This is a genomic window from Streptomyces sp. NBC_00691 (assembly GCF_036226665.1).
In the GTDB taxonomy this organism is placed as follows: domain Bacteria; phylum Actinomycetota; class Actinomycetes; order Streptomycetales; family Streptomycetaceae; genus Streptomyces.
Window position 1 is genome coordinate 8,227,314 of record NZ_CP109007.1, and the last position, 25,144, is coordinate 8,252,457.

The following is a 25,144-nucleotide window of genomic DNA, read 5'->3' on the forward strand; positions in this document are numbered from 1 at the left end:
GCCCTCCCCTCATAGCTCGACGGCTCACGCGCGCCGAACCCCCGCCCCGGAGAGGTTTCGGGGCCGTGTCGCTCCGGGCCACGGGTCGGTGCCGCGGCGTCCCCTCCGAGAAGTCGATGTTCCCGACGGACGCCGCCTATCCGTGAACGCGCCCTCGAAACCCGTCCGGGCGGAGCCGGCCGGCCTCCGCCACTCCGCGCGCATATGGGATCTACGGCGACGCACCGCCGTCGTGACGGGTGCGGCACGGGATCTCGGCGAGGGCCCCTGGCCCGCCGGCCCTCGGGTAGCCCTCCTGGGCCGTGGGGCCGCCACGCTACCGGCGGCGGCGACGCTGGACACGGAGACCCAAGAGGCCGACGTCACCGACGAGGACGCCAGAGTTCGTACGGCCGTTGCTGCCTGAGTCCCTGCGGGGGCGGAAACGGCTGGACGACTGCCGGGTCCTGAACGGCTGCGGGCACGTGTTCTCGCGAGATCCTGAGCCCGGGCCCAGGACCAGGCCGGGCCTGCGGTCTTGCCCGACCTGCGGATCGGCGGGCCAAGAAGCTTGTCGACTTCCATGGCCGCGACGTCGAGGAGTTCCTCACCGAACAGGCAGAGCGACTCTTCCCAAGGGTGGCCAAAACTGCCGAAGCGGAAGTCCTCCGCAAGGAAGATGAAGTAGTCCCCGTCGGGATACGGGCTCAGTGGCCAGGCCGGTTGCCCAGGACCGCCGACCTCCTGCGGTGCGAAGCGGTACGACGTGTGCTGCCAGTCGAGGGCGAGCAGCGTACCCGTCGGGCCAGCGCAGGAAGACAGCCCCTGCTCGACGACCGCGACGAGGCGGTCCAGACGCTCATCACCCGGATCATCATCAAGCGCAGCAAGGCTCCAGGTCACCGAAGCGACGGGCTCCTCGATGGCTGGCCATTTGATCGGACTCATACTCGGACGGAAGCTGAAGTCCTCGTAGAAACGGTCCCATACACGTCGGTACTCGACTTCCGGCAGCACGACTACGGGATCTCCGATCATCCGACGATCCTACCGATCCGCCTGGTGGCCACTGAAAGATCGTTCACGGACTCCGGTCAGAGCCCTGTACCTCCCCAGTGGTGCTCAGAGGTTCCCGAGAGGTGCTCATTTTCTCCCCGCCCGCCGCGCGTTGAACTGCGGACGTATGCCACTCGGGAGGGGCCGCTTGATAGCCAGCCAGCCAGCCAGCCAGCCAGCCAGCCCGGCCAGAGCCGGAAGTCCCGATGCTATGGCTGCTCGGTTGCCGCCGTCAGATTGTGCCACGCATGTCTGCAGGCGCCTTTGCAGTTCGTCTCGCGCCGGCGAGTGTCAGTGACGGCGAACACGGAAACGAGGACGCGGAACGCCTTGACGTGTTCGTCGGAGGGCAGGCCCGCGAACCCGTAGCGGGGCGGGTCCATGCAGATCATTACCGAGGGGTTGGCCGTGGGCTTCACACCTGACCGCGCCACCCCCGCATGGCCGTCCGCAGCAGTAATGTGCGCCTGCATCGCATGGCCGGCGACTTCCTGCAGAACCATCTCCTGGAGTGTCGGGACGAGGCCGGAGAACCAGCTCACACCAGCGTCCAACGTGCGGAACCCCTGGGCGATCTCGTTGACGATCCGCCCGGTCTCGCGCCGGAAGGTGCGGCCGTCGGCGCTGGTCGGTTCGGTCATCGCTCGATGATTTCACGACGCCGGTCTGTTCCGGGCGAAGGTCCGGTACCCGCACTCGAGACGGCGCGGGCGAGAACCGGGAACAAGCCGCTCCCGCGATCTGGCAGTGCCGCAGGACTCCCCACTCCGCAGCTCGCCATGTGCCCCGCAGCACTTAAAGAGCGTTTTATCCCGTCCAGGGTGTTTGGCGGTCTTCTGGGTAGCAGGCCGGGCTGGGACTGCCGAGGTCAGGGTCGCTATCCGTGACGTGAGGGGCGGCTGACGCCATTACCGGGCACGTTTCCGCCCTTTCGCTCCTGTCTGATCCCGAGACGCCCCCACTCACTCCCGTTTGCGCCCTGTGGCGGGATGTCGCTCGGCGGAACTATCGAAACATGTCTCGACAGCGCCCGTATCCGAGTGACCTGTCCAATGCTTGATGGGAACTGCTCGAGCCCATTGTGTCGGCCTGGCGGGCCGACCGGCGAGGGAAGGGCCTGGATATCGGGCGGCCGCCCGAGCACGACCTGCGCCGGATCATGGACGCGGTGTTGTATGTGGACCGGACCGGGATCCCCTGGCGCTACCTTCCCCACGACTTCGCTCCGTGGGAAACCGTCTATGGATACTTCGCCGCCTGGCAGAAGGACGGCGTGTTCGACCAGCTCAACGGCCTGCTCCGCCGACTTGTCCGGGAGGCTGCAGGCCGGGACGCCGAACCGAGCGCATGCGTCCTGGACGCCCAGAGCATCAAGACGTCCGCCAACGTCCCGGCCACTGGCCAGGGCATCGACGCGGGTAAGAAGATCGCGGGCCGCAAGCGCCATATCGGCGTCGACACCCTCGGCCTCCTTATCGCGGTCTGGGTCACCGCGGCCAGCGTCTCCGACAACGCCGGTGGTATCCATCTGCTCTCGCACATCGCCAAGGCCCACCCCAGAATCACCAAGGCATGGGCCGACAGCGGTTATCGAACCAAGGCCATCGACCACGGCGCCACCCTCGGCATCGACGTCGAGGTCACCCGCCGCGACCCGGGCCAGAAGGGCTTCAAGGCCATCCCGCGGCGCTGGGTCGTCGAGCTGACGTTCGGCTGGCTTATGAATCACCGCCGCCTCGCCCGCGACTACGAAACCCACCCGCACCGCTCCGAAGCCATGATCCGCCTCGCGATGATCGACCTGATGAGCCGCAGGCTCACACGAGAGTCGACTCCGAACTGGAAGGACTCATAGCCGCCGGGCCACACTGACCCGCGCGTCCTCGCCCCTCATAGCCTGCGGCCAGCGGTCATCAATGACACCCGCCGCTTCCCGGCAAGCGCGACAGGCATTCCCCAGCTGCGGCAGCCATCCGTAATCAGACGGCGACATGCCGACTTGCTGGACTCCACACAGCGTCCTGTCGAAGATGCCGAAGGCGTGGGAAACGTCGAGGTGAAGGCCGTCCGCGACCGCCCTTTCCCAGCGCATCTCCACGGGCAAATACGGCTGGAAGCCGATGGCCAGGCCCTCATCGGGCAGGTTCGGGGCGGTGCGGGGGCTCACGTCATCGGCTCCATACGGGTCGCTCGGGCAACAGGTGCCACCCCATCTACGCCCGCCCACAGCCGCCTCGGGCCCCCGGCCGCCGAGGACGCCGTGGGGCGGGAGGATGCGGCGCACAACCAGGCTGCGCCTCCCGCCCCACGGACTGGGCGGCCCCGGGCAGTGCCGCCACGCCGGGCACCGGCCGCCTCCCGGCCGATTCCGCCTGCGGGGAGGGCGGGGGCAAGTCGCGGAGCCAGAAGGTGGGACCGCGGCCACCTGCAGGCCCCGGCACTGCTGTTCCCGCTCTGCGGACCGGCACCCCAAGTTGCCGTTGCAGGCCGCGGGAGCCGGGCGGCCGAGCCGATCACCGGCCGCGACCAGATGCGCAGCTTCGACCCTGCCAGGCCACTTCCGCGCCACATTCCTCGAAAGGCTCCTCGATGATCCGTGCTACGCGCCGCGCCGGTGTGCGGTCCGCCGCCAGTGACACCCCGTGGACCGCGTGCGGTGGTCGGGGCGAGTACCGCTCGCCCCGCCGGTTACGCGCAGTTATGGCCCTCCGGGATGGCGAAGCAGCGGGGCTGCCAGCTGGTCCAGTAGCCGTTGGAGTGGCGCACACGGGCCCAGTCGTTGCCGTCCGAGCCGGTGGCGATGATGTAGAGGAGCGAAGTGCTGTTCTCCTGCTCAGGGGTCGCGTAGATGCGGCTCTGGACCCACCCGCCCATGGACATCCAGCCGTTCCAGGATCCGTCGGACCTGGTCCAGTTCGTCCACACCGCGTGATCGGCACCGACGACGAACTCCTCCTTCGTCCCGTTGGCGAATCTCATGGTCGAGACGCCGTACTCACAGATGTATGTCTGCCCCTTGGTCGAGCAGTAGGTCGCCGCCTGTGCCGGCGACGCCGCGACCCCCACCCCCGCGAAAGCGGCCAAAGCCGCGACTGTCGCGAGGGCACTCTTGAATCCGCGCATGTCCATATTCCTTTGCCGAGTGGCGTGGTCATGTCGGGGAGCGGGAAGAACCAACCCCCCTGCCACCCGACGTGGATATCCTCGCCCTCTCCTCTAACGTCCCACTGGCGCTTCGCTTACGTCCTCGAGATGGAGGGCGGCCTGCCGCAAGCCAGCTAACCGCTTGTGCGATACAGAGCCGGCTACACCCTCGCCGTACTGGACCGCATCCTCAGCGAGGACCCATCACAGCCGGGACTCCTGAAGGCCCAAGACGACAAGGTCACAGACCCCACGGGCCGCATTCCGACGCCGCGAGGGCCCGTGACGGTCGAGTCTCTTCGATCCCCCCGGCCATCCAAGGCTTCCCATCACTGATGACGAAATCGTCGACAGAGCTGTGGCAGCTCAGACATTGGCGGGCAGCCCAGTCACCCTGATCACCTACGACACCGGACAGGCCATGCGAGGACGCGCAGCCGGCCTCAAGGTGTGCAAGCTCAGGCTCGAACTCGGGGAAGAGCCTCCCTCGAACCAGAAGTAGCCAACGCCTGTGGCACGCCGACAGCGTCCTCGTGAGCGGTCACTTTCTCCCCAGTCGGAATCGGTCAGCGATTCCTCCGAAGAGGGCTTCGGCAGCGTCGACGTGGGCGGCGTTGCGCTGGCCCCGCTCTGCCGGGTCGAGCCCAAAACCGTCCCAGGCCGAGCCGTACTGCTCATCCAGGCCCAGCATCACCGCAGGGGGCCGCTCCCGATAAGCGACGAACGATGGCACATTCCGCACCCCCTCAGACGTGTTGCAACTGGTGCACAGCAGGCCCCGCACGAGACCAGTCCGGTGACAGTGGTCGACCAGTAGCCGCTCAGGGTGCGCGCTGCACATCGCGCAGGCGCCAGCTTGCCAACGCCGGACCGCCTGCGTGGCAGAAAGGTGCACTGGCACCTCAGCTGGGGCCGTTGATGGCGACGACTTCGCAGTGGTGCAGGACCTCAGCGCATCAAGAACTCTGCACGTTCATCCGTACGCAGCTATGTGCGTTCACGTGTACGCCGACACCGCCGACATTGGGCGACTTACCAAACACCCCAGACGGGATAAAACGCTCTTTTAGAGGCCGCCCACCGCTGCGGTTCACGGGGAGCAGGCGGGCGGGGACACAGCCGCTCTGTCGTCCTGCTCCTGTCGACACTCAACTGGCGAAAGCCCGGAGCTCAGCCGGGACGTTCGCGCAAACGGGGCGACTTTCACGGCCCGTGAGGACCTTCGGTCGCCGGGGTGAACGTCTGGGGATCGGCAAGGACTGCAGCCTTGTCGCCACCGGCGCCCGGTGAGCGCTTCGCCGTGCCGGGCAGGAGCGAGGCCGGGAGCCGTTTCGTCAGTATCAGCGATCCGGTGTCAGGACAGTCATCAGGCCGGTGAGGGCGGCTCTGACGTGGTGCCTGTTGGTGAGGGGTGCGCTGTGGCTGGGTGGAGGGGGCGCCGCGGGTGGGGTGGGCGCGGCTCACCCATGCGGCGGTTCGTGTCCCTGGTGTTCCCCGCAGCCGCGTCGGTTGTAGACGCTAAGGGCTGTCCCGTAAATGATCTTCTGGTCGTCTCAAGCGTGGTGGGCTGCCGTGCGGCCCGCTTCCTATCCGGCGAGGGCGAGGTTGTGCATCCGGGCGATGCCGAGCATGGCGTGGTGGACGCCTTCGCCCTTGAGGCGGCAGTCGCGGAGGATCTTCCAGGTCTTCATGCGGGCGAAGACGTGCTCGACCCGGGCCCGGACCTGCTTGTGGGACTTGTTGTGTTCCTCCTTCCAGTCCGGCAGTTCGGTCTGGCCGCGCTGCCGGCGGTGCGGGATGACGAGTCCGGTGCCCGGGTATCCGCCGTCGGCGATCGTCATGGTCTTGCCGACGGCGGCCCTGGCGCCGGACTCCTCCCATGCCTTGCAGTCGTTGCGGTTCCCGGCGAGCGGTCGGCCGACCACGACGACCAGGCGGGTGTCGGCGTCGATGACGACCTGGTGGTTGGTGGAGTACCGGTAGTTCTTCGACCGCTCGGCGATGGTGTGGTCCCGGGTGGGGACAAGGGTTCCGTCCACGATGAGCACGGCGTCCTTCGCGAACCGCTTGCGGGGATGGAGCGCGAGCATCGGCCCGAGATGGTCGATGATCCGGTCCGCCGCCGACTTCGACACTCCGAACAGCGGAGCGAGCTGCCGCATCGTGAGGTTCGTGCGCCAGTAGGCCGCGACCAGCAGGGCCCGGTCCTCCAGCGGAAGACTCCACGGCCGGCCTTTGCGGACCGCGTCCGCACCCTGACGCCGCAGAACCGTCACCAGCTTCCCGAAGGCGAGGGCTCAGCCCGGAGAACGGGGCTATCCAGGAAGATTCCGACGCCGTGATTACACCAGCCATACCAAGATCGTTTCATGGGGTGACTGGTGACTCGGCACACCTCTCAGCTGCCGCTCAGCGGAGACGCCCATGTGGGGTCGTGTCGGGATCTCTTCGTGAGATGGGCGAGGAGGTGCTCCGCCGCGATGGAGGCAGTCTCTTGCGGCGCGCCGACTGCGGTCAGGGCGGCGATGAGCTTTGCTGATGCTGTTTCCGGCACGTCCGGGTCGGTGAGGAGGGGAAGCAGCAGCAGAAAGCGGGTGGCCGCGTCCTGGACGCCTTCGTCCGCAAGCGACGGACTCTCAGCGATCCGGATCAGTTCGTGCCATGTCAGCCCAGTACCCGAGAAATCTCCGTCCCAGCTGGCGATCTGCTCGGCGTAGCTTCTGCCTGGATGGGTGAGGAGGTAGTCGGTGCCGTAATCGCCATCCAGGTTGCGGTAGATCACCACGGCTCCGGGGCTGTCTTCTGCCGGCACCCTGAACGCTGGCCAGTGCTCAGGATCGAAGAGGACCTCGGACAGGGCATCGACATCGGCGCCGTCCTCGCCGAACCACTCGGGAAGCGGGCGCTCGGGACACCCCCCGTCGCTGCACATCGCCAGGAGGTAGTTCGACCAGAAGCCCGGATGGACCAGCAATGACTCGCCCGGCACCAACGGGCCGACGTCGTATCCCGTGATCAGCACGCCTCGATCCTGTCATCAGCCACTGACACGGTCCGATCCGGGATCGGCACGGGAGCCCTCCAGTTACGGGACAGCTCTTAGCCAGTTGCCGCGCTTCTCCGGCAGATGAACTCGAGGTATGCCGGTCTGGGCGTGCGGTCGACCTGGTGGCCGCCTACGTGCGCGGCGATGTCGAGCAGATCGCGGCGTGCGAGGGCCAAGGCGATGAGCTCGCCCGCGCCTACATGCGGCAGATGCTCGAAGGGATGCTCAGTGACGCCGTCCTTGCGGACCCGGGTTTCGACTTGAGCCGCCGTGCGGTCATGCCTGCGGCGGGCGTCCAGTGGCTCTCCGCGGTACCGATGAGCGAGGACGTCGCGGCCGTCGTCTGGGGACTCGCGGGGGACGGCGGTGTGGGCCTGTGGCTGAGGGTACCGGCGGGCGACCCGGCAACCGCGTATGCGACCTCGGTCGGCCCGGGGCTCGCGGTCAGGGGCTCCGACGGACTCCTCGTCCGGCGCGCGCGGACGCGGGTCATGATGTCCCGCCCGTAAGCCTGGCAGGTTCGAACGGTGTGGGCCACCTTGCGCCCGAAACCCGACGCCATCGAGGTGGTCGTACGCGATCACAGCTCCCGCGCAGCGTGGATGCGCGCCTCTGATCTGTACGGCGGGACGGGCGGCTTCTGCTGACCGATGAGCGACCGTGTCGCGCGGACCACTGCCGTGACTCTCCGGGCGGACGGCGAGAAGACCGTGAGCGCCCTCCCGTCCCGGAGGGCAGCACCGGATGCAACAGAGACAGCCGGGCCCGGCAGGGGCGGGTGCCGTGCCCCGGCCGGGACTGCGGCCGGTCGGTCAGGCGGCGGTCGGCTGGGGTCGGCGCAGGTCTGTCTGGCCGAAGAGGAGGGGGTAGCCGTCGGGGAGCTGGTGCAGGATCCGGGTGATGAGGTCGGGGCCGGCGAGGGGGGTGATGGCGGTGAATACGGCGCCGGTGTCCCAGCGGGCGGTGGCCGGGGTGCCTCCGGTGCGTTCTGCCAGGTCCTTGACGAAGCCCCAGCCGGTGAGGGGTGTGGTGTCGGGGATCTGAGCGGTGAGGGTGAGGGCGGCCTCGACGGGCAGGCACTGGGCGAGGTCGACGCGTTCGTCGCCGGTGAGCTGCCGGCCGAGGGCGGCCAGGACGTTGTGAACGGATTCCGCGGCTCGTTCGCGGGTGGGGTAAGCGCCTTCGTAGCGCACGCGTTCCAGCATCTGGTCGAACGTCATGGCTGTCTGGGGCCGGTTCGCTCGGGGCTGGTCGTACATGGCTGCGGGTGCCTCTCTGTGCGAAGGACGCCGCCGTGCGCGGGTGGCGTCCGGGTGGTGGTCAGGTGGGCTGGGGGTGTCCGAAGAGGAGGTCGTAGCCGGGCGGGAGCTGGAGCAGGACCTCGCGGGTGAGGACGTCGCCCGCGGCTGCGGCCGTGGTGGACAGGACCGCGCCGATGTCCCACAGGGCGGTCTTCTCCGTGGCGCCCTCGATCCAGGCCGCGGTCGCGCGGACGAAGCGTTCGGGCGAGAGCGGTTCCGCCGCCTGTAGCGGATTGAGGAGGATCAGGGCGTAGGTCTCGGGGAGCCGGGCGGCCAGGTCGGCGCGCACGGTGCCGACCAGGTGCGCGCCCAGCAGTGCCAGGACGACGCGGGCGACGCGATCGGCTTCTTCCGGGGTCTGGTACTCGCCGCGTTGCTGGACGTGGGCCAGAAAGGATTCCCTGTGCATCGACATCACGTCACCTCAGGGACCGGTGTGAAGGGCGCAACGGGGGTGCGGAGGGCGGGGCGCCGGGTGGACGCGGATCCTCCCCGCCCTCCGCTGTTCGGCTGGCGCTGGAGGACTCAGCCGGAGATCTGCTTGCGGCCGGACTCCCCGCCGATGCTGATCTTGCGGGGCTTGGCACGCTCGGCGATCGGGATCCGCAGGGTCAGGACACCCGCCTCGTAGTCGGCCTCGATCCGCTCAGTGTCCAGGGCGTCGGCGAGCACGAGCTGCCGCGAGAAGACACCCAGCGGGCGTTCGGAGAGCTCCATCTTCACCGAGTCGGCCTGCGTGACCGGGCGGCGCTCCGCCTTCACGGTCAGCATGTTCCGCTCGACGTCGATGTCGACCGCCTCCGGGTTCACCCCGGGCAGGTCGAAGGCGATCACATACACGTCGCCCTCGCGGTAGGCGTCCATCGGCATGACCGACGGCTTCGACCACGTGCCTGACGTCCCCGACAGCTGCTGGACGATCCGGTCCATCTCGCGGAACGGGTCGGTGCGCATCAACATCGCGAAACACCTCCAGTTGGTTCAGGCAGAAACTGCCAATGCGCTTCAACGTGCCACCGTTGTAACATGTCATCGGAACGATGACAAGTCGGAAGTCATCTGGAGGATGACACAACGAAGAGGTACCCCGTGAGCCAAGCCACCCCGCCCACCACACCCGTCTCCTTCCCCGCCGCCGCCGCGGCGCTGGAAGCCATCACCCAGTCCATGAAGGTCGCCCAGCAGCCCCCCGCCCCCACGCCGGCCACCACGGCACCGCCACCCGACGCCGGCCCACACCCGGCCCTGGCCGCACTGCTGATGCTGCGCGAGGTCCGCGAACAGCTCGCCAGCTGGGAAAGCGGGCTGATCGAAACCGCCCGCGACCAGGGCGCGAGCTGGGCAGACCTCGCCGGACCCCTCGGCGTCGCCAGCCGCCAAGCCGCCGAACGCCGCTACCTGCGCCTGCGCCCCGGAACCCCGGGAAGCACCGGCGAGGAACGGATCCAGGCCACCCGCGACACCCGCGCCGCTGATCGCACCGTCACCGCCTGGGCCCGCGACAACGCAGCCGACCTGCGGCGCCTCGCCGCGCAGATCACCTCTCTCACCGACCTGCCGCCCGGTGCACAAGACGCCGTCGGTGAGCTGGACCTGGCCCTCGCCGACAGCGACCCCGCCCGCCTCCTGGAACCCCTGACCGCCACCCGGCCCCACCTGCGGCCGGTCGCCACAGACCTCGCCGACCGCGTCGAGAACCTCACCCGGCACACCGAACAGCTCCGCCGCGACAGCCACGACCAGCGCGGCATGTGAACCGCACCCAGCCGCCCGGCCACACGGCCTCTCCCGGCCTGCTGGGCGGAGACTTCTACGACCTGTCCCTCTCGACGCAGGCCGTGGGCGTTCTTCCTCGGCGACGTGTGCGGCAAGGGCCCCCAGGCCGCAGCGGTCACCTCGCTGGCCCGCTACACCCTGCGGGCCGCCGCCCTGCACGACGCCGACCCCCGCAACGTGCTGACCACGCTGAACACGGTGCTGCACGAGCGATACACCAGCGGCGAGGGTCGCTACTGCACCGCCATATTCGGCGTCCTCCAACCCGCCGACGACCAGGTCGAGGTGCACCTGGCATCCGGCGGTCACCCTTCGGCGCTGATCCAGCGCGCGGACGGCGGCGCCGACCACCTGCCCACCCCCGGCGGGATGCTCGTCGGGGTCCTGCCGCAGGCGTCTTTCTCCGCCGCCCGCGCCCGGCTGCTGCCCGGGGACACCCTGCTTCTGTACACCGACGGCCTGACCGAGGCCCGCACCGGACCCGACCGCGAGCTGTACGGCGAGGACGCTCTGCGCGCCTTTACCGCCACCCCCACCCCTGCGGGCCCGCAAGCCCTCATCACCACCCTGTCCGCGCCACTGGCCTCCTTCGCGACGGACTCGACGACGACACCGCGCTGCTCGCCCTCGGCGTGCCGGCCGCCCCTTCCACCCCCGCAAGCGAAGACCTGACATGAGCCCGCTCACGATCACCTCGTCCGTGCCGGAGCCCGCTTCGAACGCGGCCAACTCGTCGAACGGCCACAGACGACCGCGGCATGAATAGGGTGGCAGGCCTACCTCGAAGTTCGAGACCATCCGACCATGTCGAATAGCGCGCCAGGGCAGGACCTTCCGGTCGGCTTCGGGTTCCAGCCGTATCGCGGCGACGAAGACCACGGCCCCATGGCCGCGGTGCGGCTGGGTTGTGCTGAACGGGACCAGGCCGACGCCCATTCGGTTGTGGAAGGGCTCCCGACAGCGACCGAGATCGCCGAAGCCTCTGCCAGGCTGGAGGAGCCGTCCAAGAACCAGATCCTGGTGGTGCATGACGGGAGCGTCGTCGGCTACTCGACGATCCGATGGTGGCAAGAGCGGGACGACACGTGGCTGTACCTTCACCGCGGCTACCTCTTGCCCGAGCATCGCCGCCAAGGCATTGGCTCAGCCATGCTGAGCTGGGCCGAAGAACGGATCCGCCGGCTCATCAAAAAGCATGGAACGGCGCGGGCGGCAGTAATCGGCGCGAACGCCATGGCCTCCGAGCAGGACGCCACGGCGCTTCTGCTCGCAACCGGCTACCGACGCGTCTTCAGCCTGGTCGAGCTGGAGCTGGGCGATCTGCAGCAGTTGCCCGAGCGGGGCAGCGAACTGCCAGCCGGGATACGGACGGGCCCGATCGAGTCAAGCCACTACCGCGCCGCCTGGAGGACGGTCGTCGATTCGTATGCGAACACCGGCTTCACACAGAAATGGCCATTCGAGGACTTCGTCGGCACCGCCGCCCCGGCATGCTGGAGGGCTGCATGGAACGGGCAGGACATGGTCGGCGTCGCCCTCTGCAGCATCCGCCGTCACGACCACACCGTAGGCGAGGTCGAAGAGCTGAGTGTCCGGACGGACCAGCAACGCCTCGGAATCGGCCGGGCCCTGCTGCTGGACGGGCTGCGGAGCCTTCGCGGACAGGGTGCAACGACCGCTCGACTGTTCACGGGCACGTCAAACCCGCACCGGTCCTACGATCTTTACGAGAGTGTGGGGTTCCGGCGGCAGAACGAGTACGTCCGTTACCGCAAGCCGCTTGCTTGACCGGCCGGTCATTGGGCGGTCCGATCAGTCCACAGGATTTGACAATATCTCCCCCCAGCAGAGGGCAGGGGCGCTGCCACGTCCACCGCCGACCCTCCGGTCACTCGTCACGGTGGGCCCGGGCCGCGCCGCCCACAGACCCGACCGAGGTCCGGCAGCGCGGGCACCATGCACCCCCGCCGTACGACGGTCCTCCTCCTGGCCGCCTCCTCACCAGCGGCTGCGTGGGCGTCCCCCGAACTACCACCCTGGCCCCGCCCGCACGGCCCGCCGAGGCGGCCGCATGGCCCCTGTGTTTGGATCACGGTCGAACGGGGCCACGATGTCGTCGGCTTGGTGGATGTAATGCCTACAGCGGTCCGGGCCAGGAAGGCTGTGGACCGCGCCAGCGTGGTCTGGTGCTGGGGGTGGCTGATGCGCGCGAGCTCCCGAGCGCATGCGAAAGGGCAAAGATGCGCCGCTGGCTGACTTTGAGGCAGGGCGGCCGCCCCTGGCGCTGTCACCATCGCCGTCGTGGCCGAACGCCGGAGCCTTGCCGCCCTCCTCTGCCCTGAACAACCCCGCAGCAGTAGCGCGGCGGACATGGGAGGCAGCGCAGACCCCGTCACCTTCGACGTGCCCACACACGGGCAGCGCGCCGAACACCTGCGCCGGGAGAAGGTGGAGAAGACATACGACGAGCTGGCCCCTCTGACAGGAGTGTCGGCCGCGCCCCTCTAGCGGGCAGCCTCCGGCAATGTAGTCGCCCCCGCGTCGCCCGCGGCCACACCCCTGCCGGCAATCACGACCGTGACGACGACGTGGTGGGCGCCTGATGAGCGGTACCCACCTCGTGTTCTACGACCCGTCCACAACCCGGCCGTCGGCCAGGTCTGGACGCGGGCAGAGGTCTGCCAGGCCTGCGCCGGTATATAGGGCTGCAAGACCCGGCACCCGCACCAGCGGCCCATTTCGCCGCAGCGCCTGTGGCCTACAGGGGGCGAAAAGCTACGCCTGCCCGGTGACGACGTGCGAAGGCATCCCGGGCAGGCGGTAGGCCCATCATGAGCACTGATGCCGGGAACGTCAGGGACTCGGAGTAACAAAGACCCCCTTGCCGTCAGGCTCGGTGGTTGAGTTCACGGCCATAGCAGTTCTGAGGTTCATCGATCACACTCCACTGAGAGGTGGGCGGAAGATCTCTGCCACTCGACAGTGGACCCGTCAGGGCTGCGTCACACCGGGACACGCAGCTCCAGCTAGATGGCAGTAGACCTGGCGCTCGGCGAACTCACGGGGTGTTGCTGCCATGACGTCCTAGTGTCGCTGTCCGCGCACATTCCTGCGGCGGAGAGCAGCCTGGTGGATGCCGGAGACCGGTCCGGGTTGCGCATCAGGCGACGCCGGCTTCTTCTGGGGGACCGGAACAAGCCCCTCACCTGATGGTGCCACTCTCCGGTACCGCAACGGCACCGCACAGGCGGGGCGCTCCAGGCTTGTTGGCGGTGCTTCGGTCGCTTGGTCGCCCGGCGGCGCCGTACCTGAGAACGCTGCCTGACAACCCCCACACCGTCTACGGGCCACCGTGGCGTACGGGCCGGCGGCGCGGTCAGAGCGGGCGGGCGGCGTCACCGAGCTGGTCGTCGGACAGGGAGATCGCAGCCTTGATCCGCTTGCCGACCGGCTCGCGGTGCATCTCCACGCTCCGGCAGACCGCCATGATGATCTCCAGGCCGTGCTGGCCCACCCGACCCGGATCCCCGGCTCGCGCCATGGGCAGCGTCGGGGCGCTGTCCCACACGGTCACCTCGACGGCGCCCTCGTTGACCTCCAGGGTCAGCAGACAGGGCCCGGGCGCGTACTTCCGGGCGTTCGTCACCATCTCGCTCACGACCAGCAGCACCGTGCCCATGACGTCCACGGATACCGGGAGCCCGTGCACGGCCTGCACCTCGGTCAAAAAGCCGCGGGCCAGGTCCCGGGCCAGGCCGATTTCCTCGCCCTCGCTGCCCTCGAACGCGGCGGACACCGATGGACAACGCTCCACAAGAAACTGCTGGCCCCTGTCCTGCCCAGCCCTGTCCATACAGTCCGCCTCACGTCCCAAGCGCCGATCTGCGCACGACACGGTTACCCCGGAAACTTCACGGCACTCCCCGGACGAGCAGGATCCGGCCTGCCGGGTCTCACCCTGATGCGGTGGGTGCACAGTGTGGTGGATCTGTCCGGCGATGGTGCGCGTCCGACCACCGCAGGCCTCGCCCGGCTTGTGCTTCAGCTCCAGCTGGCCACGTACGGCGGAATGGCAGCGCTTCTCGTTCCGTTCGGAATTCGCCTCTGACACCGGCCCCGAAGCGAGCCCCGCCTGATCGCGTAGGTCCGCGACTTCGCCCGTACACGCTGGGGCGCGGTGTCCCTTGGCACAGGTGGTACACACGAGAACCGGCTGCGGGCGCATGGAAGGCGGCTGGTGAAGCATGAGTGGAGGATGGGATGCGCCATACATGCGCAGGACTCCGGCAGGTCCGACCTGGCTCAGTACCTGCCGCCGTTGACCGCGAGGCAAGAACTGGAGCAGGGCTCCGGGATAGTCCACAGATCCGTCGCCTCGGTGACGGGGGGCAGACCTCCCTCGTCTGCGCGCCAACCCATCGGGCCGGTGCCTGTAGTGGATCCAGGACTGACCACCCCCACCGGTAGAACCGTCCCTGGGGCTGACGAAGGGAGTACGGATGTCGGTTGACCTCGTCGGGTTCCTTGGCGTGGTGTTGGTGGCCTACCTCGTGCCGGGCCCGGACTTTCTCGTGGTGCTCCGGTCGGCGGCCGAACACCCATTGAAGGGCCGTGCGGCGGCGGTCGGCGCCCAGGCTGGGCTGTGCCTGCACATGCTCGCCGCCGCGACCGGCCTGGCGTTGGTGGCCGCGCGTTCACCTGTGGTCTACGACGCCATCAAACTGCTTGGCGCGGCCTACCTCATGTATCTCGGGGTTCGAACCGTGCTGGCAGCCCGACGAGCCGCACGTGAGCGTTCAGCCGCAGGGGCGCCGCCGACCCGCCCCGAGCACGGTCCGAAGCCGGAGAACCTCGCGGAGGTCGAGGCCTCCGGAGGCCGGTGGCGGGCAGGCTTCACACAGGGTTTCCTCACCAACGTGCTCAACCCCAAGGCAGCCCTGTTCTTTCTCAGTATCCTGCCGCAGTTCGTCAACGGGGGTGGCTCGATGACCGGGCAGATCTTCTTCCTCGGCACGCTCGACGTCCTCATCGGCGTCGTCTACTGGTACGCCCTGGTCGCCGCCGCCACACGACTCCGATCGCTGCTTGCCCGACCGAAGTTCCGCCACCGCTGGGAACTCACGACAGGCTGGCTCTTCATCGGCATTGGCATCAGCGTCGCCGCCATCGCCTGAAACCCACGTGTCGTGAGGTCCGCCCCCCTGCGCCTCAACCTCACGCCCAGGCACGGCGCAGACGGCGCCAGGCATGGTGTCCCAACCGGATCCCTCCCGCCTGGCCCGGGCGCCGACCGGTCGTCGCTCCCGATGTCCCCGCAGCCTGGTCCCCTGTGCCCCAGTGCAGGGGCATTCGTGATGCTGGCGGTGGCTCCGGACGGCGTATCCGATACGCAGAATTCGCGCTGACGCCAGGATACGTGCGGTTCAGCCCGATGCCCTGCGTGGTGCTCTGGCACCCGGCCCCGGGCACCCGATCGGTCTGGTCCCCTCGCCTGCGCCTGCCCCCTGCGCAACCATGGGGCGCACGGGGCAGACGCAGGCCGTGCACAGTGTGCTGAGCCGTCACTGGCTGCCTGCCGGCTCCCGACCGCAAGTCTGCGGCTTCTGGTTGAGGCGGGGTAGGAGGCCAGGATGACCACGACACTCGGCGCCTTCGTCCTTGGCACGCCCGACCCTCCCGCGCTCGCCGACTTCTACCGGGCCCTGCTGGGGTGGGAGGAAGTGGAGTGCGGTCCGGAATGGGTGCGCTTGAAGGAGCACGGGCGAGACCGCCCCAGCCTCAGCTTCCAGCTGGAGAGCGATCACCTGCCTCCGGTATGGCCACCTCGGCCGGGCACGCAACAGATGCAGGCGCATCTGGACGTGCTAGTCGACGACCTGGAAGCGGAAACTGGACGAGCCTGCGCTCTGGGAGCGACGGTGGAAGAGCATCAGCCTCAGCAGAGGGTAAGGGTCCTCCGCGATCCCCATGGGCACCTGTTCTGCCTCTTCCTGCCCGGTGCCTGAACGCTCACCGGAATCCGCCTTCTCACGCCAACCGGGCGACGATCACCGGTCCAGGTGTGACCTCGTGCGGAGCCCCGGTGATGACCATGCCCCCGCACGCCAACCTCACGCCCTGGCACGGCCATGTACGGCGCTTCCAGCGTGTCACAGCCGGTACCCTCCGGCCTGGCCTCGAGCGCCGACTGATCACCACTCCCGCTCCCCCTGCCAGGCCCCCTATGCCCCCATGCAGGGGACCCGTTACATGGCAGGCCGTACGGTGCGCCCCTACCGCTCCGCGACCCGTTCGCGCCGCGCCTCGTTCGTGGAGTCAGGCGGCGAGGGCGCTGGGAAGGCTTTTGCGGCAGTCGATGAAGGCGTCGATGCCGACGATGGTGATGACGCGTATCACCGCCTGGCTGGGCACGGCCAGACGGAGCCACCCCTCTGCTGTGGTGAGGGTGCGGTGGGTTCGGATGAGGGTGTTGATGCCGCTGGAGCCCATGAACGAGACCTGCTGCAGGTCCAGCACCACACGGGGACGCGTTCTCTCACAGGCCGCGGCCAGTTCCCGGCGGGCCTGGAGCTGGGAATTCGCTGTCATCTCAGCCACATGGGTGATCATGATTCACCGGAGAACCGTTTGACCCCAGTCGGTGACGCGGCAGCCGCCCGCGGCCACGCCCTTCGACCGGCCTCAGCGTTCGTGTCAGGGGTGGTCCGTACCGTCGGGATCGAGGGCCTGGAACGGCCGGCCCCCTGGTCCCGGGAGCCCGCCACGGATGAGATCACCGTCACTGCCCAGGACATGCAATACCTCCTCCGCGACCCAGCGAGCGCATATGGCGCCCCGTACCAGCAGGCATACGCAGACCTCGCCGCCTCACACCTCGGCGGTTTGCGAGCCTCCCGCCGGGCGGCGGTCCAGGTGCTTACTCCGGAGTCCCAGGCTTCGGCGAGCGGGACAATGTGGCCGGGGACGGTCGACGCGGCGAGAGCTCGTCCGTGAGCGCGGGGCGGGAGCCACGGCAGCGAATCCGCACCAGTCCGACTGGTCGTTGGCAGGCCTCCCGATGCGCCCCCGCACCACGATCCCCGATTCGGGAGCGCAGTACATCTCCGGCCTGGTGAGGGGGCGGGGGTAGTGGACGACGGTGGTCTCGCAGGCGTCGGCGTACACCTCCAGCGAATCGGCTTCGCTCTGGTCGGCTGCCAGGCCCCAGCGGAGCTTGGTGGCGAACCGTTCGCCGATGTAGCGGCAGTGCGCGTCGGGGAGCGGCGGCATCCACTGGGACGGATCCTGGTCGGCCTTCGACCGGTTCGTACGCGCCGTGACAGCGACGAGCGAGGTCGACGCGTCCTGGTCGGGGGCGTCGAATCGTCCCGCTGTTCCGCGCGGCGCCAACGCCGCGCTCCTCGGCTTCACTGGCGCCGACCTGCTCGAGCAGGCGCAGGCGATCAGCAGCGGCGCACCGTACGAGCTTCGCGTCCGTGTCACCGGCCCCTGAGACGGTGGTGGAGTAGCGGGCGGTGATCTCCCCTGTGGAGCATCACGGCGCAGTGCCAGAGCCGCCCGGGTCGCACGCGGTGACGCCGGCGTTCGTCGCCCCATTGCATTCCTTGGGCCTGTCCGATGGCGTGCGGGGCGGCCGGGAACGCGAATGGACCCCGACCCTGGGGGAGAGGGTCGGGGTCCATCCGAGCCGCGGGCCGTGGTCGGCGGCGGGTGTGTGGTCAGTGGTGGCGGAAGGTGTCCTTGACGTCTTCCTTGGCCTGGCGGGCGTTGCCCTTGGCCTGATCGGCATGGCCGTCAGCGGTCATCCGCTCGTTGCCGAGTGCCCGGCCCGTCATCTCCTTGGCCTTGCCCTTGGCCTGCTCGGCCTGCGCCCTGGTCTTCTCGGTGCCCGACATGGGACCTCCTCGTTGTGGTACCGGATTGGTCGTGACCACCGCCTGCTCACGATTCCGCGGACCAAACCCCGCACGGCTCGCCGACGCCAGATCTCCCGATTTCCGCGGCGGCCAGTCGGTACGAGGCACGCTCCGGCGGGAAAGGCAGGCACCGTCGGGGAGTGATGAGTCAGGCGTGCGCGATGCCCGCCCGCACTGATAAGAAACAAATAAGATTCATATGCATGGGTGAGGACTACCAGGGCATCCGGTGTCTCGGAGGTTGATAACTATGGTTCCCCTGCTTCTTGTTCTTCTGCTCGCTCTGATCCTGTTCGGTGCCGGTTTCGCGGTGAAGGTTCTCTGGTGGGTCGCGATCGCCGTGCTGGTGATCTGGCTGATCGGCTTCGTTGCCCGGCCGAAGAACAGCAGCGGCCGCTGGTACCGCTGGTAGCACGCCGCTCCTGGCACGGTTCAGGGTCGGCATGACGGTGGCCGTCCACCCCCGCTCGACCGGGGGTGGACGGCCACCGTCATGCCCGGAAAAGGGTTTCTGCTCCTGCTTCCGGTGAAACCGGTTCCCGCGGGTAGCCGTATGAGTTCCGGGGCGGCGGCCGTGACGCAGCAGGGAACCTGCGCACCTCCACAGAGCGGCGGCAGCCCCGGTTGAACGGAAGAATTTCGGATGTGTGAGGTCGAGACCACGGGGCAATCGGAGCCCAGGACGAAACACAAGTTTCGCCGCAAGTTTGATGAAGTCGCAGGGGGCCGGTCGCAAGATTCGATTGCCGATCAGGTCCCCGTTCACGGAAGGACTTTCGAATGACTGAGAATGTGTGGGGTTACCGCGAGACGTCCGGCCGTACGGCCGGAGCCGACCTGACGGGCTACAAGGTCGAGGCGGCCGACGGTTCTATCGGCAAGGTCGACAAGCACTCCGACGAGGTCGGCTCCTCCTACATCGTGGTCGACACGGGCCCGTGGATCTTCGGCAAGGAGGTCCTTCTGCCCGCGGGCACCATCGACCGGGTCGACGCCCAGGAGGAGAAGGTCTACGTCGGCTGGACCAAGGACCAGATCAAGGCCGCCCCTGAGTTCGAGAAGGACAGGCACCTCGGCAACGAGGACTACCACCGCCAGGTCGGCGGCTACTACGCCGACCCCTCGAACCGCCTCTGAGACAGCCGCAGCGGTGCGGGTGTGGGGCGGCAGCCACCAGGCTGCCGCCCCACACCCATGTCGTATCAACGCCCGCGCACAGCGCGCGCAGGCGTTGATACGACTCGATGGTCGGCATCGCTGTGGTGGGCACGGTGACCGCCTGCAGGGCGCCTGGGCGGGCCCGGGATACGAGAAGGACCCCACCGCTGAGCTGCGGTGGGATTCTGGTGTTCATCGAGCTTTCGGAGGGGGCCACCCTCTCGTTCGGACTCCTCGGAGCGGGTATCGACCGCCACGGAAAACCAGCAGGACCCCCTGGCCCACGCCGGCTCAGTGGTCAATGAACGGCTCGCGGCCGGGGGCCCAGGTCATCGGGCCCGTCACGTCGGTGTTCTGGCACCTGGGGGTGTACCGGACGGGCCAGGAGTGGAAAGTGCTGATGACGGTGACTGCCGAGCGGTATCCGGCGCTGGAGGCGCACCTCCTCGCTCTGCACCCGTGGGGCAACCGGGAGCTTGTCGCCGTCCCGATCGTCGCGGCTGCCGAGCCGTGCAAGAGGTGGATCTGTGCATTGGTCGTGCCGGTCGAAGGCTAGAACGTCGATTGCTTCTGGGGTGGGTACGCGGAAGGCCGGCGTTGGGAATCTTCGACGGCGGCCTCCTCTGTTTTGCGGAGCGTCAGCCGATGCGGATGAGGCTGGCGGTCGCGGTGGCGGGCTCCAGGACGGCTGAGCCGGTGTAGGTGGCGGTGTAGCCGAGGCCCAGCAGGACCGAGATAACCGGGCAAGGGCCGGTGCAGGTGGCGGTGCCGACAGCGTTGGTGACGGCGGTGCACACGGTGGTGGTGCCGACGGTGAACTTGATCGTGGTGCCGGGGACGGGCTTGCCGGTGGTGGTGTCGGTGAGCGTGGCCGACAGCGCGAGGTTGACGATCAGCTGGCCGGGGGCGATGGACAGCAGTACCGGACTTGCCGTGAGTTGGGTGGTGCCCTTCGCGTAGGTGTACCGGTCGGCGGCTGTGGTGGTGCTGGTGCCGCCGGGGGTGGCGACAGTGATGTCGACCGGTCCGGCCGCGGTGGCGGCGGGGGCCGTGGCGGTGATCGTGGTGTTGTTGACGACGTTGAACGAGGTGGCGGCCACGGTGCCGAAGCTCACCGCGGTGGCGCCGGTGAGGTGAGCGCCGGTGAGGGTGACGGTCGTGCCCCCCGCGGCGGGGCCGGTGGCCGGGTCGATGCCGGTGATGCCAGGGGCCGGGGTGTCGTAGGTGTAGGTGCCGGCGGGGGTGGTGCGGCCCTTGGCGGTCAGGGTGACGTCGACGGAACCGGCCGCGCGCGGCGGGGCGACTGCGGTGACCGTGGTGTCGTCGACCACCAAGACGCGGCTCGCGGGACGGCCACCGAAGTCGACGGTGGTGGTACCGGTGAGGTTGCTGCCGGTCAGGGTGAGGGTGGTGGCCCCCGTGGTCGGTCCGTGGTCGGGGGTGAGGGCAGTGACGGTGGGCAGGGCGGCCTTGCCGATCGCCATGCCGTACGGGCGGGAGCCAGTGGCGACAGTGGAGACGACCGTGCGCGTAGCGGTGTCGATCACTGACATGTTGTCGGAGAAGGAGTTGCTGGCGTACACGCGGGTGCCGTCCGGGTCGGCCAGGACGGCGTTCGTTCCGGCTCCGACGCCGATCGTGGCGGTCACGGTGTTGGTCGCGGTGTCCAGGACGGAGACCGAGTTGCCCAGCCGGTTCCCGACGTAGACGTGGGCGCCGTCGGGAGTGACGGCGATCCCGACCGGGTCGCTGGTGGGGATGGTGGCGGTGACGGTGTTGCTGGCGGTATCGACCACGGCCACCGAGTTGCTGTTGAAGTCACCGACGTAGAGCCGGCCGCCGTCCGGGGAGAGGGCGAGCGCGCTCGGATAGGTGCCGGTGGGGATGGTGCCGGCGACTACCAGCGCAAGCGTGTCGATCACCTCGATCCCGGCGGGGCTGCCGGTATGGGCTACGTAGACCCACCTGCCGTCCGGCGAGATGGTCAGCATGCGGGGAGAGGCGCCGACAGGGACGGTGGCGGCGACCGCATTGGCACCGGTGTCGATCACCGACACGGTGTTGCTGCCGTTGTTGGTGACCCACGCCTGGGAGCCGTCTGGCGTGAGGGCGAGGCCGATCGGTGCGGTGCCGACCGTGATGGTGGCTGTCGTCGCCCCGCTCGCTGAATCGAGGGCGGTGACGGAGTTGCCGTTCTGGTTCGCCACATAGATGAGCTGTCCCGGGCCGGCCGCGTGCGCGGGGGCGGACGGCAGGACTGCGGCGACGGTGCTGAGCAGTGCGGTATTCGATGGGTTTGGCCCAGGACCTTGTTCTTCGTCGCCCACCTGCGGATCTTCCAGTTCAGGTGGGCGGAAAGGTTGTCCAGGATCATGTAGATCGGGGCGCCGTCCGGACGGGCGGCTCGGATCGACCGCAGGGCGGCCCAGGTGCGGTCGATGCCCTTGCGGCGCCGGTTGACACCCCACGGCTTGTCGTCGCCGACCGAGTAGCAGTCGTGGAAGTAGGTGATTCCATGGGTGCGGCGGTAGGTGGCCGGTAACCGGTCCGGGCGGCTCTGTTCGGCCCAGCAGGAGCCGGCGGTGGGGCGGATGCCCAGAGGCCCGAACTCGCCGAAGGCGAACGTGCGGGCCGGACGCTCGTTGACCGCGTACTCGATCCGCTCCAGCTCGGTGTCGAAGGCCGGGTCCGGGGATTCGTTCCAGGTCTTCGTCCGCTGGAAGGTGATCCCCGGCGGGCCAGTAAGCACCGCAGTGCCGCACGGCCGATCTGAACGGTCGGTCGATGTTGCGGCGTAGATGGTCGACCAGTTTGCGGACCGACCAGCGGGTGAAGGGCTTGCCCAGCACGGTGGGTCGGGTGGTGGCCGTCTGGATGACGAAGTCCTCGTCGTCACGGTTCAGCAGGCGGGGACGGCCTCCCGCCCACTGAGGGTTCAGGTATCGAGCCCGATCTCGTTGAAGCGGTGGATCACGTCACGGACGGTGTCCTCGTCCGCCTGGACCAGATGCGCGATCACCGGAACATTGCTGCCGCCGGCCGAGGCCAGCATCATCATCGCCCGCCGAAACCGCACCGAGTGGGTACTGCCCCGCCGCACGACCTGCTGGAGCTTCTGGCCCTCCTGCTCCGTCAGCCTGCGGACCCTCACCGGTGATGCCATCCCGCCTCCCCTGCTGGTTGGAAGTGCTCACCTCCAACCAGCACAACGAGCAACCCGGTGAACCTATGCGGTCACAGCACTAGGTTCTGTCGTCAAATGTCACGCCCACATCAGGACTGATGCGAGAGTGACGGCTGCTTCGTAGGACTGAGCGGTCTTGTCGTAGCGGGTGGCGATGCCACGCCACTGCTTCAGTCGGTTGAAGCACCGTTCCACGACGTTGCGGTGCTTGTAGGTCTCACGGTCGAAGGCCGGCGGGCGGCCACCGCGGCTGCCTCGCCGGGCACGGTTGCGGGCCTGGTCGGCCCGCTCGGGAATCGTGTGCGGTATGCCCCGGCGGCGGAGCCAGGCGCGGATCGCCTTCGAGCTGTAGCCCTTGTCGCCCAGGACGTGATCGGGCCGGATCCGGGGGCGTCCCGGTCCGATCCGGGGCACCCGGATCGCTTCCATCACGGTGGTGAACCGGGTGCAGTCGTTGGTGTTGCCGCCCGTGACGACGAAGGCGAGCGGACGGCCTCTGCCGTCACAGGCCAGGTGAATCTTGCTGGTCAGACCGCCTCTGGACCGTCCGAGGGCCGGGTCGCGGAGCCCCCTTTTCGAGCCCCGGCCGCGTGCTGGTGAGCCCGGACGATCGTGGAATCGACGGAAACCAGCCACTCGATGGCGCCCGCCGCGTCAGCCTTCGCCTGCGCGGCCCGCAGCATGCGGTCGAACGTGCCGTCCGCCGCCCACCTGCGAAAACGCGTGTGCAGCGTGGCCCACGGACCATAGCGCTCGGGTACATCCCGCCAGGCCGTCCCGGTCCGGAACTTCCACACGATCCCGTTCAGGACCCGGCGGTCGTCCAGCCGCTTCCGTCCCCGCAGTGACTCGGGCAGCAACGGCCGGACGAAGTCCCACTCGGCCTCGGACAGTTCATGACGACGTATCACGACACCATGATCCATCAGTGATGATCATTTGAAGACACTGCCTAGGGCCTGTCGTCAAACTCCCGTCTGCCCCGCGACGCCTGGCACGCACTCTCGCCGCACCGGGCGAAAGCCCGAGTACGTCCAGTACGAGGGCTTCCTCCCGGCACACCGAGAGCACGCACCAGACGCCGCAGGGCCGCCCTCCGGGCGACGACGGGAGTTTGACGACAGGCCCTAGGTGCGGGCGCGCAAGGTTCGGCGTCACATGACCTGTTGCAGCGAAGGTTGAGTTTTGCTCATCGAGATTGAGTGGTGCCGCCATCAGGAGGACACGGTCAAGGTCAGCGAGGCGGCGGCGGTGGCGAAGTAGAGACCGGGAAACGCGAGGTTGTAGAGCACCCGGGCGCGCAGATGGAAGGCGAGCGCACCCAGATAGAGCACGCCGAGACCGAAGGCGGCGGCTGCGCCGACGGTGCGTAGTGCGGCGTCGCAGAGACCGAGGAGGAGGCCCGCCGCACCAGCCAGCTTGAGGACGGCCAGCCAAGGCAGCCAAGATCGAGGAACGCCCACCTCCGCTGAGTTGGCCAGCACGAAGCGCGCCCTGGCGAGGTCGGCGGCGGCGATACCTACGTTGATGGCGGCGGTGAACAGGGTGACGACAAGGAGCGCAAGCTGGTTACCGGTCATGCCTTCAGGGTCTGCGGGCACTTCGGCACCGTCCAATACCTGCTTCTATAACCTGGTGGCATGGACGGGAACACGTGCTTGCTTCGGTACTTCGTCGCAGTGGCGGAGGAGGGCAGCCTGACCGGGGCAGCGGAGCGGCTGTTCGTCTCGCAGCCTGCGCTGACGAAGCAGATCCGGCGGCTGGAGGACGATCTCGGGGTACGGCTCTTCGTGCGTTCGCGGTCCGGGATGGCGCCGACCGAGGCTGGTCGTGAGTTCGCCTCGCGGGTGCCCGCGCTGCTGGACAGCTGGGACGAGGCGGTGCGGGCAACCGGTGGGGCGGCGCAGGTGCTGCGCTTGGGCTTCCTGGACGCGGGCGCAGTAGGTGCCATTCCCGAGGTCATCGCCGAGTTCCGCCAGGCGCAGCCGAAGTGGCGGGTGGAACTGCGACAGTTCGACTGGTCGGACCCGAGCGTCGGCCTGGCCCGGGGGGAAGTAGACGCGGCAGTGGTGCGTTTGCCGTTTCCGGGGCAGGAGAGGTTGGTAGTGGGGGAGTTGTTCGTTGAGGAGCGTGGGGTGCTGCTACCAGCCCGGCATCCGCTGGCGAACAACAAAACGGTGGAGTTCTGGGAGCTGTGGGACGAGTCGTTCGTCGCGGCCGGAGCCGAGACCGGAGCCTGGCGGGACCACTGGCTGGCGGCGGAGGAGCGGGACGGACACCCCGTGCGGGTTGGCGCGGTCACCAGCCGTCCCGACGAGTGGCTCGGAGCGGTTGCTGGCGGCTGCGTGGCGCTGGCCCCGGCGTCGGTGGCTCGTTTCCACTCCCACCCGGACGTAGTCTTCCGTCCAGTCCGCGGGGTCTCACCGAGCCGGGTGGGGCTGGCCCGGCCTCGGGAGCGGATGCACGAGGCGGCACTGGATGAGCTGCTGGAGGCCATCGTGCGGCGACTGATACGGAGTTGACGACGGGGCCTCTCAACGGCCTCTCAGTTCTCCCCGGAGGCGGCCAGCAAATCCCGCTCAGG

The 25,144-nt window shown here is 68.5% G+C and carries 27 protein-coding genes and 3 pseudogenes; 13 read left to right on the forward strand and 17 right to left on the reverse strand.

The window, feature by feature from the left end; genetic code table 11:
- Positions 1–24: 24 nt before the first annotated feature.
- Positions 25–1,017: a DUF2716 domain-containing protein gene (locus tag OG392_RS36870; protein WP_329286863.1), complete on the reverse strand. Its 993-nt coding sequence runs from the start codon at positions 1,015–1,017 to the stop codon at positions 25–27.
- A 227-nt stretch (positions 1,018–1,244) separates the two neighbouring features.
- Entirely contained in the window at positions 1,245–1,676 is a 432-nt protein-coding gene (locus OG392_RS36875) for a DUF5958 family protein (protein ID WP_329286867.1), read from the reverse strand.
- Positions 1,677–2,101: 425 nt separating this feature from the next.
- Between OG392_RS36875 and OG392_RS36880 the strand changes: the two genes are divergently transcribed.
- Positions 2,102–2,890: an IS5 family transposase gene (locus tag OG392_RS36880; protein ID WP_329287679.1), complete on the forward strand. Its 789-nt coding sequence runs from the start codon at positions 2,102–2,104 to the stop codon at positions 2,888–2,890.
- Here the strand turns inward: OG392_RS36880 and OG392_RS36885 are convergent.
- The 5 genes and pseudogenes from OG392_RS36885 to OG392_RS36905 form a co-directional block, all read right to left on the reverse strand.
- Positions 2,885–3,202: a hypothetical protein gene (locus OG392_RS36885; protein WP_329286869.1), complete on the reverse strand. Its 318-nt coding sequence runs from the start codon at positions 3,200–3,202 to the stop codon at positions 2,885–2,887. The genes OG392_RS36880 and OG392_RS36885 overlap by 6 nt on opposite strands.
- Before the next feature lie 521 nt (positions 3,203–3,723).
- On the reverse strand, positions 3,724–4,014 hold the full coding sequence (locus OG392_RS36890) for a hypothetical protein (RefSeq protein ID WP_329286870.1): 291 nt from the start codon (positions 4,012–4,014) through the stop codon (positions 3,724–3,726).
- Positions 4,015–4,720: 706 nt separating this feature from the next.
- Positions 4,721–5,080: an endonuclease domain-containing protein gene (locus OG392_RS36895; RefSeq protein ID WP_329286873.1), complete on the reverse strand. Its 360-nt coding sequence runs from the start codon at positions 5,078–5,080 to the stop codon at positions 4,721–4,723.
- 685 nt (positions 5,081–5,765) lie between these two features.
- Positions 5,766–6,534: pseudogene (locus OG392_RS36900) on the reverse strand (transposase).
- 43 nt (positions 6,535–6,577) lie between these two features.
- Positions 6,578–7,201, reverse strand: a complete 624-nt coding sequence (locus OG392_RS36905) for a hypothetical protein (protein WP_329286875.1) — start codon at positions 7,199–7,201, stop codon at positions 6,578–6,580.
- Positions 7,202–7,347: 146 nt separating this feature from the next.
- Between OG392_RS36905 and OG392_RS36910 the strand changes: the two genes are divergently transcribed.
- Positions 7,348–7,734 (forward strand): hypothetical protein, encoded by a 387-nt coding sequence (locus OG392_RS36910; RefSeq protein ID WP_329286876.1) that lies wholly within the window; start codon positions 7,348–7,350, stop codon positions 7,732–7,734.
- Positions 7,735–8,037: 303 nt separating this feature from the next.
- Here the strand turns inward: OG392_RS36910 and OG392_RS36915 are convergent, their stop codons facing one another.
- The 3 genes from OG392_RS36915 to OG392_RS36925 form a co-directional block, all read right to left on the reverse strand.
- On the reverse strand, positions 8,038–8,484 hold the full coding sequence (locus tag OG392_RS36915; protein ID WP_329286879.1) for a DUF2267 domain-containing protein: 447 nt from the start codon (positions 8,482–8,484) through the stop codon (positions 8,038–8,040).
- 61 nt (positions 8,485–8,545) lie between these two features.
- Entirely contained in the window at positions 8,546–8,941 is a 396-nt protein-coding gene (locus tag OG392_RS36920) for a DUF2267 domain-containing protein (RefSeq protein WP_329286880.1), read from the reverse strand.
- Positions 8,942–9,051: 110 nt separating this feature from the next.
- Positions 9,052–9,486 (reverse strand): Hsp20/alpha crystallin family protein, encoded by a 435-nt coding sequence (locus OG392_RS36925; RefSeq protein ID WP_329286881.1) that lies wholly within the window; start codon positions 9,484–9,486, stop codon positions 9,052–9,054.
- A 129-nt stretch (positions 9,487–9,615) separates the two neighbouring features.
- Between OG392_RS36925 and OG392_RS36930 the strand changes: the two genes are divergently transcribed.
- The 4 genes and pseudogenes from OG392_RS36930 (at position 9,616) to OG392_RS36945 (ending at position 12,810) form a co-directional block, all read left to right on the forward strand.
- Entirely contained in the window at positions 9,616–10,281 is a 666-nt protein-coding gene (locus tag OG392_RS36930; protein WP_329286883.1) for an HSP18 transcriptional regulator, read from the forward strand.
- A gap of 20 nt (positions 10,282–10,301) precedes the next feature.
- Positions 10,302–10,979: pseudogene (locus OG392_RS36935) on the forward strand (PP2C family protein-serine/threonine phosphatase); the annotation flags it as partial.
- 127 nt (positions 10,980–11,106) lie between these two features.
- Positions 11,107–12,090, forward strand: coding sequence for a GNAT family N-acetyltransferase (locus OG392_RS36940; protein WP_329286884.1), 984 nt, complete (start codon positions 11,107–11,109; stop codon positions 12,088–12,090).
- A 582-nt stretch (positions 12,091–12,672) separates the two neighbouring features.
- Entirely contained in the window at positions 12,673–12,810 is a 138-nt protein-coding gene (locus OG392_RS36945) for a hypothetical protein (protein ID WP_329286887.1), read from the forward strand.
- Between the two features lie 868 nt (positions 12,811–13,678).
- Here OG392_RS36945 and OG392_RS36950 read toward each other — a convergent pair.
- Entirely contained in the window at positions 13,679–14,155 is a 477-nt protein-coding gene (locus tag OG392_RS36950) for an ATP-binding protein (protein ID WP_329286888.1), read from the reverse strand.
- Between the two features lie 646 nt (positions 14,156–14,801).
- Here OG392_RS36950 and OG392_RS36955 point away from each other — a divergent pair.
- Together OG392_RS36955 and OG392_RS36960 are read left to right on the forward strand one after the other, a co-directional pair.
- Positions 14,802–15,476: a LysE family translocator gene (locus OG392_RS36955; protein ID WP_329286890.1), complete on the forward strand. Its 675-nt coding sequence runs from the start codon at positions 14,802–14,804 to the stop codon at positions 15,474–15,476.
- 456 nt (positions 15,477–15,932) lie between these two features.
- Positions 15,933–16,307 carry a VOC family protein gene (locus OG392_RS36960; protein WP_329286892.1) on the forward strand — a complete coding sequence of 125 codons (375 nt, stop codon included), beginning with the start codon at positions 15,933–15,935 and terminating at the stop codon, positions 16,305–16,307.
- Positions 16,308–16,617: 310 nt separating this feature from the next.
- Here OG392_RS36960 and OG392_RS36965 read toward each other — a convergent pair whose 3' ends face one another.
- Positions 16,618–16,911, reverse strand: coding sequence for an STAS domain-containing protein (locus OG392_RS36965; protein WP_329286895.1), 294 nt, complete (start codon positions 16,909–16,911; stop codon positions 16,618–16,620).
- A gap of 706 nt (positions 16,912–17,617) precedes the next feature.
- On the opposite strand from OG392_RS36965, the gene OG392_RS36975 reads away from it, so the two are divergent.
- The gene (locus OG392_RS36975) at positions 17,618–17,794 is read left to right on the forward strand and encodes a hypothetical protein (RefSeq protein WP_329286897.1); all 177 of its coding nucleotides are present in this window, start codon (positions 17,618–17,620) and stop codon (positions 17,792–17,794) included.
- 226 nt (positions 17,795–18,020) lie between these two features.
- On the opposite strand, the gene OG392_RS36980 is transcribed toward OG392_RS36975, so the two are convergent.
- Positions 18,021–18,197, reverse strand: a complete 177-nt coding sequence (locus OG392_RS36980) for a CsbD family protein (RefSeq protein ID WP_329286899.1) — start codon at positions 18,195–18,197, stop codon at positions 18,021–18,023.
- Between the two features lie 271 nt (positions 18,198–18,468).
- Between OG392_RS36980 and OG392_RS36985 the strand changes: the two genes are divergently transcribed.
- The 3 genes from OG392_RS36985 (at position 18,469) to cutA (ending at position 19,932) form a co-directional block, all read left to right on the forward strand.
- On the forward strand, positions 18,469–18,630 hold the full coding sequence (locus tag OG392_RS36985) for a hypothetical protein (RefSeq protein ID WP_055599699.1): 162 nt from the start codon (positions 18,469–18,471) through the stop codon (positions 18,628–18,630).
- Between the two features lie 368 nt (positions 18,631–18,998).
- On the forward strand, positions 18,999–19,355 hold the full coding sequence (locus OG392_RS36990; RefSeq protein ID WP_329286902.1) for a PRC-barrel domain containing protein: 357 nt from the start codon (positions 18,999–19,001) through the stop codon (positions 19,353–19,355).
- A 322-nt stretch (positions 19,356–19,677) separates the two neighbouring features.
- On the forward strand, positions 19,678–19,932 hold the full coding sequence (cutA, locus tag OG392_RS36995; RefSeq protein ID WP_329286904.1) for a divalent cation tolerance protein CutA: 255 nt from the start codon (positions 19,678–19,680) through the stop codon (positions 19,930–19,932).
- An 82-nt stretch (positions 19,933–20,014) separates the two neighbouring features.
- Here cutA and OG392_RS37000 read toward each other — a convergent pair whose 3' ends face one another.
- The 4 genes and pseudogenes from OG392_RS37000 to OG392_RS37015 form a co-directional block, all read right to left on the reverse strand.
- Positions 20,015–22,225 carry an IPT/TIG domain-containing protein gene (locus OG392_RS37000; protein WP_443055038.1) on the reverse strand — a complete coding sequence of 737 codons (2,211 nt, stop codon included), beginning with the start codon at positions 22,223–22,225 and terminating at the stop codon, positions 20,015–20,017.
- Between the two features lie 86 nt (positions 22,226–22,311).
- Positions 22,312–22,539, reverse strand: a complete 228-nt coding sequence (locus tag OG392_RS37650) for a helix-turn-helix domain-containing protein (RefSeq protein WP_443055039.1) — start codon at positions 22,537–22,539, stop codon at positions 22,312–22,314.
- 99 nt (positions 22,540–22,638) lie between these two features.
- A pseudogene (locus tag OG392_RS37010) lies at positions 22,639–23,486 on the reverse strand (IS5 family transposase).
- 288 nt (positions 23,487–23,774) lie between these two features.
- Complete coding sequence (locus tag OG392_RS37015) at positions 23,775–24,140, reverse strand: DoxX family protein (protein WP_329286908.1); 366 nt, start codon at positions 24,138–24,140, stop codon at positions 23,775–23,777.
- A 60-nt stretch (positions 24,141–24,200) separates the two neighbouring features.
- On the opposite strand from OG392_RS37015, the gene OG392_RS37020 reads away from it, so the two are divergent.
- Entirely contained in the window at positions 24,201–25,082 is an 882-nt protein-coding gene (locus OG392_RS37020) for a LysR family transcriptional regulator (RefSeq protein WP_329286910.1), read from the forward strand.
- The last annotated feature ends 62 nt before the right edge of the window (positions 25,083–25,144 follow it).